The sequence below is a fragment of the Ruegeria sp. BF8 genome, assembly GCF_056538625.1.
In genome coordinates this window covers 105,899-123,542 of sequence record NZ_JBQFTL010000006.1, presented here as the reverse complement: position 1 = coordinate 123,542, position 17,644 = coordinate 105,899, and the positions used below count along the sequence as shown (strand labels likewise).

Annotated in this window: 18 protein-coding genes and 2 tRNA genes; 4 read left to right on the top strand and 16 right to left on the bottom strand. The window is 61.5% G+C overall.

Annotation, left to right across the window (positions count from 1 at the left end):
* Positions 1-6 precede the first annotated feature (6 nt).
* Positions 7-83: transfer RNA gene (locus ACR0LD_RS18165), tRNA-Met, on the top strand.
* 216 nt (positions 84-299) lie between these two features.
* On the opposite strand, the gene ACR0LD_RS18160 is transcribed toward ACR0LD_RS18165, so the two are convergent.
* The 14 genes from ACR0LD_RS18160 to ACR0LD_RS18095 form a co-directional block, all read right to left on the bottom strand.
* On the bottom strand, positions 300-995 hold the full coding sequence (locus ACR0LD_RS18160) for an RraA family protein (RefSeq protein ID WP_170343340.1): 696 nt from the start codon (positions 993-995) through the stop codon (positions 300-302).
* Complete coding sequence (locus ACR0LD_RS18155; protein WP_480638343.1) at positions 992-1,687, bottom strand: alpha/beta fold hydrolase; 696 nt, start codon at positions 1,685-1,687, stop codon at positions 992-994. The genes ACR0LD_RS18160 and ACR0LD_RS18155 overlap by 4 nt, the downstream gene beginning before the upstream one ends.
* Positions 1,684-2,811: a cobalamin-independent methionine synthase II family protein gene (locus ACR0LD_RS18150; RefSeq protein WP_480638341.1), complete on the bottom strand. Its 1,128-nt coding sequence runs from the start codon at positions 2,809-2,811 to the stop codon at positions 1,684-1,686. Before ACR0LD_RS18150 ends, ACR0LD_RS18155 begins: the two co-directional genes overlap by 4 nt.
* A 17-nt stretch (positions 2,812-2,828) precedes the next feature.
* The gene (locus ACR0LD_RS18145; protein WP_170439777.1) at positions 2,829-3,797 is read right to left on the bottom strand and encodes a cupin domain-containing protein; all 969 of its coding nucleotides are present in this window, start codon (positions 3,795-3,797) and stop codon (positions 2,829-2,831) included.
* Positions 3,798-3,976: 179 nt separating this feature from the next.
* Positions 3,977-4,966 carry a nuclear transport factor 2 family protein gene (locus tag ACR0LD_RS18140; protein WP_170407852.1) on the bottom strand — a complete coding sequence of 330 codons (990 nt, stop codon included), beginning with the start codon at positions 4,964-4,966 and terminating at the stop codon, positions 3,977-3,979.
* A complete protein-coding gene (locus tag ACR0LD_RS18135) occupies positions 4,963-6,006 on the bottom strand; it encodes a LacI family DNA-binding transcriptional regulator (RefSeq protein WP_217358193.1) in 1,044 nt (347 codons plus the stop codon). Before ACR0LD_RS18135 ends, ACR0LD_RS18140 begins: the two co-directional genes overlap by 4 nt.
* The gene (locus ACR0LD_RS18130) at positions 6,006-6,770 is read right to left on the bottom strand and encodes an SDR family NAD(P)-dependent oxidoreductase (protein WP_170367804.1); all 765 of its coding nucleotides are present in this window, start codon (positions 6,768-6,770) and stop codon (positions 6,006-6,008) included. Before ACR0LD_RS18130 ends, ACR0LD_RS18135 begins: the two co-directional genes overlap by 1 nt.
* Positions 6,770-7,822 (bottom strand): ester cyclase, encoded by a 1,053-nt coding sequence (locus ACR0LD_RS18125; RefSeq protein ID WP_480638338.1) that lies wholly within the window; start codon positions 7,820-7,822, stop codon positions 6,770-6,772. Before ACR0LD_RS18125 ends, ACR0LD_RS18130 begins: the two co-directional genes overlap by 1 nt.
* Positions 7,819-9,147 carry a histidinol dehydrogenase gene (gene hisD, locus ACR0LD_RS18120; protein WP_480638337.1) on the bottom strand — a complete coding sequence of 443 codons (1,329 nt, stop codon included), beginning with the start codon at positions 9,145-9,147 and terminating at the stop codon, positions 7,819-7,821. The genes ACR0LD_RS18125 and hisD overlap by 4 nt, the downstream gene beginning before the upstream one ends.
* An 11-nt stretch (positions 9,148-9,158) precedes the next feature.
* Complete coding sequence (locus tag ACR0LD_RS18115; protein ID WP_480638336.1) at positions 9,159-9,689, bottom strand: ester cyclase; 531 nt, start codon at positions 9,687-9,689, stop codon at positions 9,159-9,161.
* A gap of 130 nt (positions 9,690-9,819) precedes the next feature.
* Complete coding sequence (locus ACR0LD_RS18110) at positions 9,820-10,974, bottom strand: carbohydrate ABC transporter permease (RefSeq protein WP_170361381.1); 1,155 nt, start codon at positions 10,972-10,974, stop codon at positions 9,820-9,822.
* A 1-nt stretch (position 10,975) separates the two neighbouring features.
* Entirely contained in the window at positions 10,976-11,950 is a 975-nt protein-coding gene (locus tag ACR0LD_RS18105) for a carbohydrate ABC transporter permease (RefSeq protein ID WP_244952478.1), read from the bottom strand.
* A 115-nt stretch (positions 11,951-12,065) separates the two neighbouring features.
* A complete protein-coding gene (locus tag ACR0LD_RS18100; RefSeq protein ID WP_170361384.1) occupies positions 12,066-13,277 on the bottom strand; it encodes an ABC transporter substrate-binding protein in 1,212 nt (403 codons plus the stop codon).
* Between the two features lie 75 nt (positions 13,278-13,352).
* Positions 13,353-14,402, bottom strand: a complete 1,050-nt coding sequence (locus tag ACR0LD_RS18095; RefSeq protein WP_170361386.1) for an ABC transporter ATP-binding protein — start codon at positions 14,400-14,402, stop codon at positions 13,353-13,355.
* A gap of 165 nt (positions 14,403-14,567) precedes the next feature.
* Between ACR0LD_RS18095 and ACR0LD_RS18090 the strand changes: the two genes are divergently transcribed.
* Positions 14,568-15,575 (top strand): ester cyclase, encoded by a 1,008-nt coding sequence (locus tag ACR0LD_RS18090; protein ID WP_480638333.1) that lies wholly within the window; start codon positions 14,568-14,570, stop codon positions 15,573-15,575.
* Between the two features lie 36 nt (positions 15,576-15,611).
* On the opposite strand, the gene ACR0LD_RS18085 is transcribed toward ACR0LD_RS18090, so the two are convergent.
* A tRNA-Ala gene (locus tag ACR0LD_RS18085) sits at positions 15,612-15,687 on the bottom strand.
* A 144-nt stretch (positions 15,688-15,831) separates the two neighbouring features.
* On the bottom strand, positions 15,832-16,152 hold the full coding sequence (locus ACR0LD_RS18080; RefSeq protein WP_170342794.1) for a TIGR02300 family protein: 321 nt from the start codon (positions 16,150-16,152) through the stop codon (positions 15,832-15,834).
* Positions 16,153-16,252: 100 nt separating this feature from the next.
* On the opposite strand from ACR0LD_RS18080, the gene ACR0LD_RS18075 reads away from it, so the two are divergent.
* Together ACR0LD_RS18075 and ACR0LD_RS18070 are read left to right on the top strand one after the other, a co-directional pair.
* Positions 16,253-16,948 (top strand): M48 family metallopeptidase, encoded by a 696-nt coding sequence (locus ACR0LD_RS18075; RefSeq protein WP_244952479.1) that lies wholly within the window; start codon positions 16,253-16,255, stop codon positions 16,946-16,948.
* A 30-nt stretch (positions 16,949-16,978) separates the two neighbouring features.
* Positions 16,979-17,626 (top strand): GntR family transcriptional regulator, encoded by a 648-nt coding sequence (locus tag ACR0LD_RS18070; protein WP_093965127.1) that lies wholly within the window; start codon positions 16,979-16,981, stop codon positions 17,624-17,626.
* Positions 17,627-17,644: the final 18 nt, after the last annotated feature.

The window sequence follows — 17,644 nt, the reverse complement described above, 5'->3', positions numbered from 1 at the left end:
AAGTGTCGCGGGATGGAGCAGCCCGGTAGCTCGTCAGGCTCATAACCTGAAGGTCGCAGGTTCAAATCCTGCTCCCGCAACCAAATCCACAAAATCAAAATACCGAACGAGCCGCCCAAGGGCGGCTTTGCTCGTTCTCCACCGCCCGTTTCGCGCCAACCCAACAATCGCCGACATACAAAAGGCATACAAAAGGAAAGAAACACGCAAAATGCGCGATCGGATCTCCCAAGACGTAGGCTACGACCGACAAACGAACTGCCGATCCACGTCAGGGATCAGTCAGACTGCGTACACCCTTACACGCGCGCTTTTTCAAATGCGGCCCAAGCGACTTCAAATTTCTCGAAATTGAAGCCGGGTTCAGAAGCCGCATTCAGAATTATTCGTTCGGTTTCAAAGAGTTTCAGAATGGCGTGTTCGATCCGATCAATCAGATCAGCAGGTACGACAACAGCACCATGCCGGTCCGCATGGATAAGATCCGATGGATTGACCGTCAGGCCGAAGATCGAAACAGGCGTGTCGATTTCTCGGACGTGAACGAAACCATGGCTGGGCCCGATAGAGCCGGCGATGACCGGGAATCCTTGCTGCATGTCACCAAGGTCCCGCATGACCCCGTTGGTGAGTGCGCCGGCCATTCCGAACCCTTTGTGCACAGACGTATTGATTTCGCCCCAATAGGCGCCGATGCAAGAGGGGAAATCGACATCCTCAACCACTGCAACAGAGGGAGCCGGGGCCTCGGCCATGTATCTGTAATAGTCCATTCGCCGCTGCCTGATGACTTCTGGCGCTTCGGAGGGCGGCTGCACCGCAGCGATCTTGGCTGTACGGGCAAATCCGACGATTGCGCCCTCGGACGGGGCCGAGCAGAACATCGTACCACGCGTGAATTGGTCAAACCCGCGCTTGCCTTGTGCCATCTCGATGGCGTTGCAGACTGTGGGTGTGTCGACCTTGCGTAGCAAGGCAAGTAGGGACGGTGTCATGGAACCTCCAACCAACGGCGCAACGCCGCTGTGGTTTCCTGGGGTCGCTCGAGGGTGGGTAGGTGCCCCGCACCGATTACGACCTCCAGCGTGCTGTTTCCGAGAAGCTTGTGCATCAGTTCGTGCCGCTCCAACGGACATAGTCTGTCATCCTCGCCGCATAGAACGAGGCTTGGACCTTGATAAGCGGACAAGGTGTCCGTTTGATCCGGGCGGCCCATGAGTGCGATGGACTGGCGAAGAAAGACCTCGGGGCCCAGATCGGCTGCCATGGCCATGCAAAGGTCAAGAATTGCGCCCTGCCGAGGGCCATCGGCCAGATAGTTCGGCTTCAACTCGTCACGCATGACCTGCCGCAATCCACCTTGGCGCACGGCCTCCATCTGCGGACCGCGCCGGGCTTTGACCTCGTTTGCTTCGGCCAGAGGGTTCGTGTCCAGGAGTGCCAGCCGTTCAACACGTTCTGGCGCCTGGCGCAGGACCTCCATGGCAACGATCCCGCCCATGGAAAGTCCCGCAAGGGCAAACATCGGCGGCGCGTGGCTCAGTACATCGGCGGCCATTGCCTCGACGCTGTCCTGGGCGCTCAGCGGATGGGTCATCAACGGCACCCGTCCGGACAGGGCCTCGATTTGCGGCCCGAACAGTCGGGCATCGCACATCATTCCGGGAAGAAGAACCAGGGGCGTCATGCCGATGCCAATCTGGCACCTTCGGCCAGGGAGGCCAGCTTGGCATAGGCGATGTCCGGGTCGACCGCACCGAAGCCGGCAAATGTACCAAACCCGCAGTCACTCCCGGCGATGACCCGATCCGGCCCGACGATGTTGGTGAACCGCTCGATGCGTTGCCGCACCAGCTCGGGGTGTTCGATGAAATTCGTTGTCGTGTCTACGACGCCGGGCACAAGGATCTTGTCGTCCGGGATTTCGCTCTTGCGATCCCGGAAGACGGTCCACTCATGGGCGTGGCGCGGGTTCGACGTTTCGAACAGAACATAGCGGGATTTGGTTGCCATCAGGGTCGTGAACACCTGATCCATCGCAATGTCGCAGCAATGCGGGCCTTCGTAGTTCCCCCAGCAGATATGCACCCGGACCCGATCCTGCGGGACATTCTGCAGCGCGTGGTTCAGGGCTTCGACATGCATCTCGGCGATCGCGATGAATTCGGCATCGGAAAGGTCAGCGAACAGCATGTGCCGGGAAAGGGCCAGATCGGGGCAGTCCAACTGAAGATCCAGTCCCGCTGCGACGATCGTTTCATATTCCTGCTTCATCGCATCCGCGAGCGCGGCCAAATAGGCTTCACGGCTGGGGTAGTGGGCGTTCTGCAGAAACAGAGAAATCACCCCGGGCGAGGCGGCGTTCATGAAGCCACGATCGACTCCGTGCTCAGCCATTGCCTGCTTGAGGTTGCGGATATCCTTGTTCAGTTCGTCTTGGCCTTTCGAGCGAACGTCGCCCGTGCATTGCGGCCGGGCGTATTGGGGTGTGCCCCCTTCGTTGGCAAGACGTTGCAAAAAACTGGGAAACATCTTCAGGTCCGCGGGGGCATTCCGTGGACTGTCCCCCGAGAAACCTGTGTAGCGGTCCTTTACGTATGTCGCGTACGAGATTTTTGAGGTCTCTCCGTCGCTGACGATGTCCACACCGGCCTCGACCTGACGCCGAACCGTTTCAGACACGGCCTTGGTCATGCAACTGTCGAACGCATCGGCGTCATAGGGCTCATTCCGCTCGCGCGTAAAGATGAAGTCGACAACTTCCTGGGATCGGGGCAGAGACCCCACATGGGTGGTAAGTATCTTTGTCATGCGGGGTCCTTTCTTGATCAGTTGCCGGTCCAGGTTGCGCCAGCAGGATCGTCGGTCGCGGTGATGCGGTACAACCCGGCCGTTCCGGTCATGGATGGAGTGATGGTATAGGCTTCGCCGGGCAGCACCAGCACAGTATCCCCGCCCGAAATCGTGGTTTCGACATCCTCGACGGTGACCCGCCAATGGCCGCTTGCCGGCATCAGCACGACGGGCTTGGCCGATTTGGTGGGGTCTTGAACACCAGAGCCACGGGTCAGGAAGTCGACCTCAAAGCCGGGCTTGTCCTTGATCAGACCGTTTTCACCGATCACCTTGGCGGGTTTGTCGGCCGCCAGCGCCATCAGGTCCCAGTAGCGGGCCACGTATTTGCCGATCACGGCCTCGACCGGCACTTCGGGATAGGATTTCAGCTGCTCCTCGGTCAGCAAGGGCATAGGCCGGACGTTGTGCGGGAGGTCCTGGCCCTTCTTGCTATCGTAGAGCACGCCGTTGTCACCCAGCATCAACCCATGCGCCCGGGCGTCTTCAATGACCTGAGGTGCCCAGGTTACGCCGCCGCCGGCATCGTCACCGCCCAGAATGGACATGATCATCCCGTAGTCGTCGCCCACGTTCTCGAACCCGCGGAAAATGCCGGTAGGAATGTTGAAGATGTCACCTTCCTCGGCAATGAACTCGCCCGCCGTGCCATAGCGACCCCAGAAAAACCGCCAGCGGCCCTTGGCGACAAAAAAGACCTCGGCCGTCGTATGGCTGTGCAGCGAGTTGCGGCATTTGGGCGGCTGGCCGGCGGCCCCGATATTGAAGCCGATCTTGTCGGTAATATGAACGTGCTGATCCGGCGACTCCGAAACACCGCCGCCGATGATGGTAAAGTTCTCTTTCTGATCGCTGCCCGGCGTGTGGGCATCAATGAAGGCCGTCTTGCACGGCTTGAGCTCTCCATAACGGACGATGCGTGATGCGATGGTTGATTGTGTCATGGTACTGGTTCCGGATTATGCGTTTGAGGGAATGGTCGGCAGATGCTCGATCACGTTCCCGGAGGCCGCAAATTCAGGCGGCGCGCTCGAAGGCTTTGCCGGAATAGGTGAAAGCGCCGGCTTGCACCGGTCTCGCGCAGGCCACAGGCCAGAACACGATATTCGACCGGAGCGAGCATTCAGACCTCTGTGCCCTGCAGAAGGATCTGCTTCCAGACCGAGGTTTCATCAAACAGGGTGTATTCGCGGCGCAGCTTGGGCTGGCCACTGATCAGTTCACCGAATTCGGCATGGCTGATGCCCAGAACATAGACCTGCGCTCCGGTGGGGGCTCCAAACACCCCCCAGCCGTCATGCTTGCCCCACAGGCTCCAGCGCAGTGCGGCACGGGGTGGCATGTTGGGATCGTCGCGGCCGATCTGGTGCTCGATGCGGAACTCGGCGTTGGGGAAGCTGGCCCGCAATCCCATCCAGAACCGGTCGACCGGGTCCCAACCGTGTCCGGTGACCCCGCCGACATATTCCGACTGCACCGCACGGTCGTATTCAGCCCCGATCGCTCCCATGTCGGCGTTCATGATCCGGGTCAGAATATCGGCATAGCGCTGGCCCCATTCATTGTCGTTGCCTCGACCCTTGTAAGGGCCGGGCTGGTCGATCTCGGGCGTCAGAGGTTTCACGCAGTTTTCCGGCCCGCCCTCGCGAGCGATCAGATCGGCTGCGTATTCCTTGGGGTCCCAGCCCATCTGGCGCACGATAGCCCCCTGATCGCGGATCAGCCATTCATCGTTGATCTGATTGTCGATCGCATGGCAATCGGCCAGAATCCGGTACCGCAGCTTGGTTCCGGTTGGTTTGCCATAGACACCTTCGGCAAGGTGCGTGGCGGTCGAGATAATGCGGTGGGAGCTCAGCATGCCCTCTTCGGGCGTGCCCGACCAGATCACGTCTTCGCCCAGAAGCTGCCGGTCGGGAAACTCGGCCAGGGTCGCCATCGTCGCGCCAATGACGTTTTGATTGCCCAGCACGACTGAACCCGGTGAACGGACAACGATGTCGTCGCTGTAATATTCATGCAGCGTGGCGATCCCGCGATCTTCCCAGATTTCCTTGGTGATGCCGATGATATAGTCGGGAAAATCCCGGAATTTGGGGTCAAATCCCTTCATGTGTTCGTCCTTTTCGGGTTCCATCCCTTGGGCAACCGGGCCGAGGTTCGTACGATCAGCGGTCCGTCAATTGCCACCTTGCGGGGTTCAGAAGTCTTGGGCTCTTCGATGTGATCCAGCAGCGCGGCAACGGTTTCAGCGACCATCAGGTTCGCCCGCTGCCGGATCGTCGTCAGATTGTATGCGGGCCATCCGGCGGGGGGCACATCGTCATACCCCACGACCGAGACGTCTTCGGGGATGCGCAGGCCCAGCTCAAAGCGCAGAACATCCATGACCGCCAAAGCCATATGATCGTTGGCGACGAATACAGCGTCAGGTCGGCGTTCGGGTGCCACGTCGAACATGGTTCGGGCCGCCGCACGGGCATTTTCGGTGTGAAACTCGCCGATCCCATGTGCAAAAAGATCGCCCCCGGCGTCGCGCAGTGCGGCAAGGAAACCAGCCTCGCGGTCGCGTTGGGTCGAGGCACCCTGCCAACCCGCGATATAGGCGATGCGTTGGTGCCCGCCCGCCAGCAGGAACTCGGCCACCTTGCGGCCGCCGGCATAGTTGTCCGAGGTGACGGTGGTGATACCCTCAAGATCCTGGCTTCGGTTGAACAGCACCACCGGAACGCCCGCTTGCTGGCAACGGGTAGCGATATCCGACGACATCGGCACCGAGGCCAGAATGACCCCGTCCACCTGATAATCCAGGATTTCCTCCATCACGTCGTCGATGTTCCCCGCCGAGCGCGAGGCCATGAAGATGAGCACGTGATAGCCATGCTCCTGCAGGCGGTTGGACAGTTTCTCCAACGCTTCGGGATAGAAGTAGTTGTCCAGATAGCCGACCACCAGGCCGATGATCCGGCTTTTGCCCGACACCATCGCCCGCGCCAGCACGTTGGGACGATAGCCCAATTCGGCCGCCGCCTTGCGTACCTTTTCCTCGGTCTTCTTGCTGACCGAGGCGCCGGGGGTGAACACCCGACTGACCGCCGACTGGCTGACGCCGGCCAGTTGCGCGACCTGAAGCGATGTGACCTTGTCCGCCATCAGTCCGCCGTCCATCCGCCGTCGATCAGCATCGACGTGCCGGTGACCAGCCCCGAGGCGTCGGACGCAAGATAGAGGACCGCGCCCATGATATCCTCGACCTCGCCCACACGGTTCAGCTTGATCTTGTCCATGATCCAGGCCGCGCGTTCAGGGTTGTCGAAGGTCGCTTGCGTCAGCGGGGTTCGGATGAAAGTCGGGCAGACCGTGTTGATGCGCACGCCCTGCTTGCCCCATTCGATCGCCATCGCCTTGACCATGCCTTCCAGCCCGTGCTTGGTCGCACAGTACAGCGCCCGGTCGATGCCGCCGACATGGCCCATCTGGCTGGAGATATGGATGATCGAACCGGGCCGCCCGGCCGCCATCAGCGCCTTGGCCGCGTAGGCCGACAAGAAATAGGCCGAGCGCAGGTTGACACTCGTGACCGCGTCGAAATCCTCGGGCGCGGTTTCGACCGCCGGCCCGTGCCGCGCGGTCCCGGCCGAGTTCACCACCACGTCAAAGACCCGGCCGTTAAACAGCGCATGCAACGCGGTAAGGTCGCCCTGATCCAGCACCCGCCCCTCGGCCGACCAGCCCTGCGCCTGCAGGGCGGACACCGCTTCGTTCAACCGCTCGGCCCCGCGCGCGGCGCAGACCACATGCGCCCCGGCCTCGGCCAGGGCGACAGCACAGCCCAATCCGATACCCGAAGACGCGCCGGTGACCAACGCGGTCTTGCCGCTCAGCGAGAACGAAGGGGTGCGGGGCAGTTGGGTCATCAGCTCATTCCATCCGGGATTTCAGTGCGGCCCAGGTTCCGGGCCTTGTTGAATTCCCGCAGGCGGGCAAAGACGTCAACGCCAAGCTGCGCATAGGCGTCCAAAAGATCGACCAGAACCCAGTTTTCGCGGATCCGTCCGTTCTCCAGCCGCCAGAAATCGAGGCTGCGCATGGTGATCCGCTTGCCCGAAGGCGCGATGCCCATCCACCCGTCATGGGTGACGGTCTGGATCATGTTGGGCCAGCCGGTCACTGCCGCGTATTCGCCATCGCCGAAGAAATGATAGGTGATGTCATCGACATATTGCCCGCGATCCGGCATCCCGTTCAGGAACGGGATCTGGTGCCAGTTGCGGAACCCGGCATAGCCGCGCCCGGTGCCGATGCCCGAAGGCCCGTACCAGTTCATGCGCGGATGCCAGAACCGCTCCATCTCCATCACTTCGGGGCCGCCCTGCGAGGGGTGCTTTTTCAGATGTTCCAGCATGTCGATTATGTGCTGGCAGGTGGCGCGGCCCTTGTCGGCGTCATAGGGCCCCGGCACCAGACCGTCCTGCGTGGCCGGGCCCGGAACATGCCATTCGCGGCCCAGGCTGGGCGCCATCGGCCAGGCACGGGCCTGCATCATCACCTCGGGGATGTCCCACAGGGCCTGCATCTCGACGATCCGGCCGTTCTCGAACCGGTAGAACTCGTGAAACCGCATGGTGACCTGGTGGCCGGTGGGCGGGATGTCCAGCCACGGACCGGTGAAGGTGCCGGTGTAGTAGCCGCCGCAGCCGACCCAGTCGGCGTCGAACTCGTCCGGCCCGGCCATCACGATATAGTCGCGCCGCTCGAGGTCCGGCCAGGCATCCAGCAGGCCTTTGTAGGCCCGATCGTAAAACGCCTCGCTGCCGGTGCTGTCACCGAAGGGGTGGCACAGGCGGAACAGGGCGTCGGGCGCGGTCACCTGCGCCAGTGCTTCCCGCACGCCGGGTTCGTCGAAATCATACATCGCCGCCCGAAGCGGCGCGATCAGCGCCTTGTGCTGCGTGTGCCTGTCACTCATTCGGCCGCATCCCGGTATGGGGCCGGTGCGCCATAAGGCACGTTGATGCCGCCATAGCGGCGCACCCGCACGTTGCATTGTTCAGCATGGCCCACGAACCCTTCCAGCAGACACAGGCGCGAGCCGTACTCGCCGATCAGAGTTGCCGCCTCGTCGGTCAGAATCTTCTGATAGCTGTGGGTCTTCAGGAATTTGCCCACCCACAACCCGCCGGTATAACGCCCGGCCTTCTTGGTGGGCAGCGTGTGGTTGGTCCCGATCACCTTGTCACCATTCGATACGTTGGTGCGCGGCCCCAGGAACAGCGCGCCATAGCAGGTCATGTTCTCCAGAAACCAGTCATCGCGGTCGGTCATGACCTGAACATGCTCCGAGGCGATCTCGTCGGCGACCTGCAGCATCTCGTCATAGCTGTCGCACAGGATCACCTCGCCATAGTCCTGCCAGCTGACCCGCGCGGTGTCGGCCGTCGGCAGGATGCCCAGCAGGCGGTCGATCTCGGACAGGGTCTCCTCGGCCAGCTTGCGCGAGTTGGTGACCAGAACCGCGGGCGAGTTGTAGCCGTGTTCGGCCTGCCCCAGCAGGTCGGTGGCGCAGATCTCGGCGTCGACGGTTTCGTCGGCGATCACCATGGTTTCGGTCGGGCCGGCGAACAGGTCGATGCCGACGCGGCCGAACAGCTGGCGCTTGGCCTCGGCCACGAAGGCATTGCCGGGGCCAACCAGCATGTGCACCGGGTCGATCGTTTCGGTCCCCAGAGCCATGGCGCCGATCGCCTGGATGCCACCCATGACATAGATCTCGTGCGCGCCACCCAAATGCATGGCGGTGATCACCGCCGGGTTCGGCTTGCCCTGAAACGGAGGGGTGCAGGCGATGATGCGCGGCACACCCGCAACGCTGGCCGTGGCCACGGACATGTGGGCCGAGGCCACCATCGGGAACTTGCCGCCGGGCACATAGCAGCCCACCGACTGCACGGGGATGTTCTTGTGGCCCAGGATCACGCCCGGCAGGGTCTCGACCTCGATATCGGTCATCGAGGCGCGTTGCGCGCGGGCAAATTTCATCACCTGCTCCTGCGCGAACTTGATGTCGGCCAGCTCGCGGTCTGACAACTGAGCGATCAGGTCGTCGATCTCCTGTTGCGACAGGCGGAACGAGGCGGGCGAATAGTTGTCGAACTTCTCGCTCAGCTCGCGCACCGCGGCGTCGCCACGGGTTTCGATGTCCTTCAGGGTCGCCTCGACCACGGCGCGGGTCTTGGCGTCATCCTCGGCCCGGTCTGCGTCGGACTTGCCGCGTTTGAGATACTCGATTGCCATTGTCTTGATCCTCAGTTGTCGGGGCGGGACGGAGTTTTCTCGCCCCGGTCATATGCTTCCCAGCCGTGGCCCTGGAACAGGTCGACGCCCAGCTGCGCGGCCACATGGGCGAAATCGACGTTCACCCAGTTGTCGACGATCTTGCCATCGACCACTTTCCAGAAATCCATGTAGCGGATCTCGACCCGCTTGCCGGTGGGCGGGATGCCCAGGAATTCACCCGAATGGGTCGCCTCCTGCCGGCCGAAGGCCGCGGCCCATTCGCCCATGTAAAGCCGCGCCTCGTCGATGCAGACCTTGTCGGAAAACGCGGCTTGGAAGGGGCGCTGCCAGTTGTCCTGAAACTCGTGCAGACCGTTCTTCGTGCCGCAGCCCTGGTTGCCCATCCAGCGGAATCCTTCGGCGAAGAACTCGCCGATGTCGTTGATGCGGTGGTCATTCAGGCCGTCGACCATGGATTCGATCACGCGGCGCGTGTCTTCGGTCTTGGTCAGGTCAGTGTCGCGGGTCAGAACCGCTTGTTCAGGTCGGGAACCTTTCATCGTCTTGTCCTTGTCAGGTTGTCAGGGATTGGGGATCGGGGGGACATGCCCCCAAATCCGGGAAAATCCCTGGGCAACCTGTTCAGCGCCGGATGGCGCGTCAGGGCGTTATGGCGGAACCGGCGGCTCATCAGCCTTTGACCGCGCCGGCGGTCAGGCCGCTGACGATCTGGCGTTGGAAGATCATGACCAGGAAGAACAGCGGCGCGGTGATCGACACGGCGGCGGCCACGGCGACGACCTGGTCGGTGGTGGTGGTTTCGCGGTTGAACATGCCGGCGATGGCCGGAACCATGGTCTGGTTCTGCGCGTCCAGCAGCAGCGAGGTCACCAGAAAGTCGTTGTAGGCCAGCAGGAAGCTGAACAGCCCGGTGGTGATGACACCCGGCCACATCACGGGCATGATCACCCGACGGAAGGCCTGGAAGTGGTTGCAGCCATCCACGCGCGCGGCTTCGTCCAGCTCGGCCGGGATGTTTTGGAAGAACGACCGCAGCATCCAGATGGTAAAGGGCTGGTTGATCGCCACCAGAACCGCGATCACGGCAAAGGGCTTGCCGTACAGCGTGGGCGCGTTTTCCCCCAGGATCGGGCGCAGCCATTCGGCCGAGTTGATGAAGACGGGCAGATAGCCCGCCACCAGAACCGAGTGCGGCAGCGCGCGAAACACCAACGCGACAATCAGGATCCAGAACGCTAGCGTCGAGCCCGACCGCGCCAGCCCATAACCCGCCAGCGTGCCCACGGTCAGCGACACGGTCACGACGCCCGCGGTAACGATCAGCGAGTTCTTGAAGTTGTTGGAAAAGCCGCGGTCGATCCAGACGGTCTTGTAGTGCTCGGTCGTCAGACCAACCACGTCCCGCCCCAGCGGGCCGAACAGTGGGTTCAACACGTTCAGAACGGCCGGCAAGATCACGAAAAACACCAACAGAAAACCCATCACCAAGGCCAAACCGCCGATGATCCAGCCGAACCAGGCCTGACCCGGCTTGGTGTAGGTCCTGACCATCGAGGGCAGTGTCTTGGTCGTCGCAATCACCGCGACCCAGATGGTCACGATGCCGAGGATGATGTCGAGGATGGAAAGGCCTTCCCCGGTCGCAAGAGTCGCTGGACCGAAGATCACGTTCAGCGCGTTGCTGTCGAATGCGTCCACGGGTGATTTGAAGCTCATCACCGCGATCCAGAAGATCGGGAAGGCCGCCACGAGGCACCAGAACGCCAGAAACAGGTTCGACGACAGGCGCAGGCCGAGCGGTTGGCGAAGGGCGCGCGAGGACATATCAGTGACCTCCTTTGTGGTCGCGCCATGTCCGGCGCAGCGGTGCGATGAGAAGGATGACGATGCCGACCATGGTCAGCATGGCGCTGGCCGAAGCCCGACTGATCGAACGGTTGCCCGCCTGATCCGGCACGAGGAAGTCGTAGGTCAGCCATTGCAGCGAGATGACGTAGCCCTGGCTTGAGAAGCCGACGATTTCTTCGAACACCCGGTAGGAGTCCATCAGATGGATCATCGACACGAAGATAATCAGCGGCATCAGGTGCGGGATGACGATGTATTTCAGGCGCTGCCAGCGGCTTGCGCCGTCGATCACCGCGCTTTCAAGGCTGTCCTGGTTCACGGTCTGAAGACCGGCGTAGAACACGATCGCGGCAAAAGGTGCGACATGCCAGACGCGGTACAGCATCATCAGCAACTCGATCGTCCAGGCCTGCGCGAACAGCGCGATGTCGCGGTTCAGCCACCATTCCAGCAGGGCCGTGAGGATACCGTCGCCGCGAAACAGCCAGTTGATCGAAAGGGCCCCGATGACCGGCGTGATGATGAAGGGCAGGAGCGACACGAAGATCACCGGACCACGTATTGCCGATGCAGCATTGTTGATCACGATGGCGATCAGCAGCCCGGTACCGATCACCAAGGGCAGAGTGATCAAGGTAAAGGTCAACGTAAAGCGCAGCGCCTTCCAGAAATTGATCGTGGACAGCACGCTCCAGCTGCCTTCGCTGATCGCGCGCCAGGCGCGTTCAGGCTCCAGCACGTTGCGATAGCTTTCCAGCCCGACAAACTGGGTCTGCGTGATGATCTCGCCCTCTTCGTCCAGCCTCGGAATGGACTTTTCCTCGGTCACGCAGGTCTGGGTCAGGAAGCCCGGCGTGCAGGTCTCGACCTCGACCGTCTCATAGATGGGCTGGGTGACGTAGAAACTCTGCTTGAACACGCTGACCAGCGGGAAAGCGATAAAGAGAAGCATCATAAAGACAGAGGGGCCGACAAAGGCGGCAAATGTCCGGAAATTCATGGCTCTGCCTTTCTCATGGTTCTCGTTGGATTGGGTGCGGGAGGGTCGAGGCCCTCCCGCGGCAGGATCAGTTGTTGACCAGTCCGGCCTCTTTCGCGGCGGTCAGATAGTCCGCCTCGATGTCTGCCAGCGTGGTCTGTGCGTCCTTGGCGCCGGTCAGATAATCGGCCAGGCCATTGCCAAGCGCTGTGTGCATGATCCCCATCGGGCCAGATGCGGGATAGGCTTTGGCGCCGGCTTCTGCCGAAGCGGCTGCACCTGCGGCCAGATCACCGGGCTTGTAGGCCGGGTTCAGCCAGACGGCGGCGTTGTTGTTGGCCTCGACCATTTCCGCATCCATGCCTTCCAGCGCCACGCGGAACGCGGCATCGGCTTCTTCGTCGCTCATGTTCGAGGCAAGAACGATGCCGTCCCACCAGATCGTGGTTGCCGGAGCGGCCGAGCCCATCGGAGCGGCCGCCATGACGACCTTGCCGACGACCTGGCTTTCGGCCTCATCGTTCATTGCGGCCGCGCGGCTGGCCCACAGGTTGGCCATGGCGATCTTGCCCTGTTGGAACTGCTGCTGAACGTATGTGGAATCCGACACCAGATACTCAGGGTCCATGTATTCGGTCATGGCCTTGAGCGTCTCCAGAGCCTTCACGCCCTGATCGTTGTTGATCGCAGGCATGTTGCCGTCAGCAAAGAACTCACCGCCTTCGCCCAGATACATGTTCACGAATTCCTGACCCAGGTTCCAGCCGGTCTTGAAGGTGCCGCCGATGGGGTAATCCATGACGCCGGCCTCTTTGATCTTGGCTGCAGCGGCCAGAACATCATCATAGGTCTTGGGCTCGTCGATCCCCAGATCGGCCAGAACGTCGCTGCGGTACATCAGGTGCTGGGCGTTCACCATCATGGCGATGGCCATGGTTTGGCCGTCCACCTTGATCAGCTGGTTCGGCAGCAGGTCCTGGCCATATTTCGCGACCAGATCATCAAGCGGACGAATGGTGCCCGCGTTCAGCAGCGGCACCAGCGTTGCATTCGACACGCCGCCGATCTGGTACAGAGCCGGATCCGCCGCAAAGGCTTCGGGCTGCTTCTCGCGGAACTCCTGGTCCAGCGATGCGCCGAAATTGCCGCACTCGGCCATCGCGTCGGTGACGGCCTTCCAGGCTTCGAACCCGGCGGACAATGATTTGAGCGGAACGGTGTTCTCGAACGAACACGCCGCCCATGCAGTGCTGGTCACCATGGTCATGGCGCCTGCCATCAGAATTGTCTTGAGTTTCATGCGTTTCTCCCTGTCAGGATCGGTCCGTCGTCGACGTCCGGACCGTTGGTTGGCCCTTTCGGGCTTTGGTTGGGGTCAGCCCCCGATCCGCGCACCGCTCTCTGCTTCGAACAGGTGACAGATTTCTTTCGGCACCGAGAACGAGACCATCTCGCCTATTTCGGCGCGGAATGCTTTGTCGGCTTTGACCGAGACCAGTGCACCGCCGACCCGGACCGAAATCATGGTGGCGTCACCCAGCAGCTCGAGCGTGTAGATCGGTGCAGTGATCTGGCCCTGACCTTCGGCCAGTGTCGCATCCTCGGCGCGGAACCCCAAGGTCAGCGGGCCATCAGCAACGTCCACCCCCGGGATTTCGACACCCGTGGTCCGGAAAACGCCGCCCTCGACCTGACCATCCATCAGGTTCATGGCGGGCGAGCCGATGAAACTGGCGACGAAAGTGTTGGCCGGGCGGTCGTAAATCTCGGTCGGGCTGCCGACCTGTTGCACGATTCCCTTTTTCATCACCACAACGCGGTCGGCCAGCGTCATGGCCTCGATCTGGTCATGGGTGACATAGATCGTGGTGACGGCCAGTTCGTGGCTGAGATTCTTGATCTGCGCGCGGGTGGATACACGCAGCTTGGCGTCCAGGTTGGACAGCGGCTCATCCATCAGGAACACGTTCGGTTCGCGCACGATCGCGCGGGCCAAGGCGACCCGCTGGCGCTGACCGCCCGACAGTTCAGCGGGTTTGCGATGGAGAAAATCGTCCAGCTCGACCATGGCGCTGGCGCGGCGCACCTTTTCGTCATGGGTTGCGGGGTCGATCCCGCGGACCTTCAGCGGGAAGCGGATATTTTCATAGACGTTCATGTTGGGGTAGAGGGCATAGCTCTGGAACACCATCGCCACGTCGCGGTCCTTAGGCTCAAGATCGTTGACCACCTTGCCATCGATCAGGATGTCGCCCTCGGTCACGTCCTCAAGCCCCGCGATCATGCGCATAGTCGTGGTCTTGCCGCAGCCGGACGGGCCAAGCAGAACCAGAAACTCGCGATCGGCAATCGTCAGATCGAAGTTGTGAACCCCAACAAACGATCCCCATCGCTTGCCGACATTGCGCAGTTGAATTTCCGCCATGAAGCCCCCCGGGAAGGAATCGTTTTGCATACGTTTGCAAAAGGGTATTCTTGGTTTACCAATTCTGGCAAGACATTTTTGCATACGTATGCAAATATGCCGGCAATCAGTGATTCACCCCTAGGCAATAACAGGCGCAAGATGCTGCAAAACAATGAAAAACAGATGAGCTTTCAAAAAGAGAAAGATCTGGTGAAGGCGTTCTATGAGGACCTGCAGTTGGCCACCAACGACAAGCTGGCAGATGTCATGGGGCGATTCTGTGCGCCGAATCTGCTGTGGCGCGGCTTTCATCCGTTCGGTCAGATTTCGGGCGTCCACGACGTAGCGGAAAACTTCTGGGGCCCGCTGCGAACCAGCCTCAAACGCATGCAGCGGCGTCAGGACATATTCTTCGCGGGGTGCAACTCGCTGACCGACGAGCGCGAGGTCTGGGTGGTTTCCATGGGCCATCTGATGGGTCTGTTCGACCACTCCTGGTTGGGCATTCGACCGACAGGCAAAATGGCATTCCTGCGCTATTGCGAGTTCAACAAGGTGCAAGACGGCAAGATCGTCGAGACCGCGATGTATTTCGATATCCCGCATCTGATGGTGCAGGCTGGTCAGAACCCGTTTCCGCCCCAAACCGCAGCCCATCTTGTACAGCCCGGGCCCCAGACACACGACGGTATCCTTGGCACGGATCAACCCGCCAAAGAAGGGGAGCAGACTCTGGCGCTGATCAACGCCATGATTTCCGACCTGGGCCAGTGGAAAAGTGGCCTGACCCTGAGCGAAGAGCTAAGCCGCACCTGGCATGACGACATGATCTGGTGGGGGCCCGAGGGAATTGGCGCCACCTACACGATTGAACGGTATGGCAAGCAACACGCCGGTCCCTTCCGCGCGGCATTCGCCGAGCGGTCAAAGACCAAACATGTCTGCCGGCTGGCCGAAGGTCACTACGGCGGGTTTTTCGGCTGGCCGAACTTCACGGCTGTTCCGACCGGAGGGTTCATGGGCATGCCCGCGACCCAAACGCCCGGTGAGTTTCGGGTTATCGACATCTACCGCCGCGCAGGCGAGAAACTGGCCGAGAACTGGATTTTCATCGACCTTTTGCATTTCTGGAAACAGCAGGGCGTGGACATACTGGAAAGAACCACGGGCATCGGAACGGCGCAGATTTAGCCCGGGGGGGCGATCTGGATGCGATGGAAGGGGATTTGGTGGAGCCTAGGGGAGTCGAACCCCTGACCTCTTGCATGCCATGCAAGCGCTCTCCCAACTGAGCTAAGGCCCCTTTCCGGTACCGCCTGTGCGGTGGACGGACGTTTATGAAACGACGTGCGCGAGTGCAAGACCAAAAAATCGGATTCGGTGAAAAAAGATGCGCGGCGCACGGGGCGCATCGGGGCGCGGGGCAGCCTGCGCCGCCCCGGCCGGATCACGAGTCTTCGTCTTCCGACGCGACGTCGGTGATGTCGTCCAACGAGACGTTGTCCTCGTCGTCGTCCTCAAGCAGATCGTCGTCCAGATCGACATCGACTGCGTCATCATCGTCCAGCAGTTCGTCATCGGACGAGGCTTCGCGCGCCTTGACCGACGCTGCATCTTCGGCGTCGGCTGCGATCATCCGGCTTTTGCCGGTTTCCAATTCCACGATCTCGCCGGTGTAGGGGCTGATGATCGGGTCCTTGTTCAGGTCGTAAAACCGTTTGCCAGTGGTCGGACAAACGCGCTTTACGCCCCATTCTTCCTTGGGCATGTCAATTCCCCTTGATATCAGGTGAGTCGTATCAACGATTCAGGTCACCTGCCACATGCGGCGGGTACTGTCAAAGCCTTTGCGCCAAGGAGATCGCACCATGGGGCGACATTCATTGCCCGGACAGCCTCCCGTTGCGCTGACCTTGCGCAAATCGGCGCGGGCACGCCGCATAAGCTTGCGGATTTCCCAGTTGGATGGCCGGGTTACGTTGACTTATCCGCAGGCTGTGTCCGAATCCGAGGCGATCGGCTTTGCGCGCTCAAAGGAGGACTGGATCCGCCAGCATCTGGGCGCGCGGCCCGTTCCGGCGTCAGTCGGCTTCGGGGAAACCTTGCCGGTCGAAGGTGTGCCTAGGCGAATCGTGCCGGCGGAGGGGCGCCGGGTCAGTTTGCACGCCGATCAGGTTGCGGTGCCCGAAGGGGCCGAGGCGCGGCGCCTCGCCCGCTTTTTGAAAGAGCTGGCGCGTGATCGCCTGACCGAAGCCTGCGACGACTACGCGGCCATGCTGGGGCGGGGCTACTCCAGTCTGACGATGCGCGATACACGGTCGCGGTGGGGGTCGTGCAGTGCAGCGGGAGGGTTGATGTTTTCGTGGCGGCTGATCCTGGCGCCCCCCGAAATCCTGCACTATGTCGCCGCTCATGAGGTCGCGCATCTGGCCGAGATGAACCATTCGGCGGCGTTCTGGGCGCAGGTCGAGCGCCTGTTCGGGCCGTACAAAGCGGCCCGGCACTGGCTGCGCGACAATGGGGCCGAACTGCACCGTTACAGGTTCGATGCGCCCGCCGGTTGACGTCGCGGGGATTTGTGATCACATGAGGGGATGTTGACCACCCGCAGCTCCGACTCCCAGATCGCGACCCATGATCAGGTATACCGCGCCCTGCGGTCTCGAATCATGCATGGAGAAATCCCGCCCGGTCAGGCGCTGACGCTGCGCGGCATCGGCAAGGAGTTCGGCGTGTCCATGACGCCGGCGCGCGAAGCCGTTCGCCGTCTGGCCGCCGAAGGGGCGCTGTTTCTGTCCAACTCGGGTCGGGTTTCCACGCCCGAACTCAGCAACGACCGGATCGAAGAATTGGCCGCGCTGCGGGCCCTGCTGGAGGTCGAGCTGGCCAGCCGTGCGCTGCCTCGGGCGCATATGGCTCTGATCGACCGGTTGCAGAGCATCAACATGACCGTGGCCGAAATGGTGACCAAGCGCGATGCGGTCGGCTACATCCGAACGAACCTCGAGTTTCACCGCACGCTTTATCTGCGGGCGCAGGCTCCGGCCATGCTTGCGATGGCCGAAACAGTCTGGCTGCAGCTTGGTCCGACCATGCGGGCTCTTTATGGCCGCCTGCGACGGACCGAGCCGCCGCATTACCACAAGCTGATCATCGCCGCTCTGAAGGCGGGGGACGAACCGGGTTTGCGGTTGGCGGTGCGATCGGATGTGACCCAGGGTCTGCGCTTGCTGGTCAGCTGAGCGGGCCTTTGCTCAAAG

What these genes read in the sequence shown, in the direction of transcription:
- ACR0LD_RS18155 (WP_480638343.1), bottom strand. Translation starts at nt 1,687, where the DNA reads ATGACGCCCCTGGTTCTTCTTCCCGGAATGATGTGCGATGCCCGACTG.
- ACR0LD_RS18160 (WP_170343340.1), bottom strand. Translation starts at nt 995, where the DNA reads ATGACACCGTCCCTACTTGCCTTGCTACGCAAGGTCGACACACCCACA.
- ACR0LD_RS18080 (WP_170342794.1), bottom strand. Translation starts at nt 16,152, where the DNA reads ATGCCCAAGGAAGAATGGGGCGTAAAGCGCGTTTGTCCGACCACTGGC.
- ACR0LD_RS18145 (WP_170439777.1), bottom strand. Translation starts at nt 3,797, where the DNA reads ATGACACAATCAACCATCGCATCACGCATCGTCCGTTATGGAGAGCTC.
- ACR0LD_RS18070 (WP_093965127.1), top strand. Translation starts at nt 16,979, where the DNA reads ATGTTGACCACCCGCAGCTCCGACTCCCAGATCGCGACCCATGATCAG.
- ACR0LD_RS18135 (WP_217358193.1), bottom strand. Translation starts at nt 6,006, where the DNA reads ATGGCGGACAAGGTCACATCGCTTCAGGTCGCGCAACTGGCCGGCGTC.
- ACR0LD_RS18125 (WP_480638338.1), bottom strand. Translation starts at nt 7,822, where the DNA reads ATGAGTGACAGGCACACGCAGCACAAGGCGCTGATCGCGCCGCTTCGG.
- ACR0LD_RS18100 (WP_170361384.1), bottom strand. Translation starts at nt 13,277, where the DNA reads ATGAAACTCAAGACAATTCTGATGGCAGGCGCCATGACCATGGTGACC.
- ACR0LD_RS18130 (WP_170367804.1), bottom strand. Translation starts at nt 6,770, where the DNA reads ATGACCCAACTGCCCCGCACCCCTTCGTTCTCGCTGAGCGGCAAGACC.
- ACR0LD_RS18110 (WP_170361381.1), bottom strand. Translation starts at nt 10,974, where the DNA reads ATGTCCTCGCGCGCCCTTCGCCAACCGCTCGGCCTGCGCCTGTCGTCG.
- ACR0LD_RS18150 (WP_480638341.1), bottom strand. Translation starts at nt 2,811, where the DNA reads ATGACAAAGATACTTACCACCCATGTGGGGTCTCTGCCCCGATCCCAG.
- ACR0LD_RS18095 (WP_170361386.1), bottom strand. Translation starts at nt 14,402, where the DNA reads ATGGCGGAAATTCAACTGCGCAATGTCGGCAAGCGATGGGGATCGTTT.
- ACR0LD_RS18115 (WP_480638336.1), bottom strand. Translation starts at nt 9,689, where the DNA reads ATGAAAGGTTCCCGACCTGAACAAGCGGTTCTGACCCGCGACACTGAC.
- ACR0LD_RS18140 (WP_170407852.1), bottom strand. Translation starts at nt 4,966, where the DNA reads ATGAAGGGATTTGACCCCAAATTCCGGGATTTTCCCGACTATATCATC.
- ACR0LD_RS18075 (WP_244952479.1), top strand. Translation starts at nt 16,253, where the DNA reads ATGGGGCGACATTCATTGCCCGGACAGCCTCCCGTTGCGCTGACCTTG.
- ACR0LD_RS18105 (WP_244952478.1), bottom strand. Translation starts at nt 11,950, where the DNA reads ATGCTTCTCTTTATCGCTTTCCCGCTGGTCAGCGTGTTCAAGCAGAGT.
- ACR0LD_RS18090 (WP_480638333.1), top strand. Translation starts at nt 14,568, where the DNA reads ATGAGCTTTCAAAAAGAGAAAGATCTGGTGAAGGCGTTCTATGAGGAC.
- hisD (WP_480638337.1), bottom strand. Translation starts at nt 9,147, where the DNA reads ATGGCAATCGAGTATCTCAAACGCGGCAAGTCCGACGCAGACCGGGCC.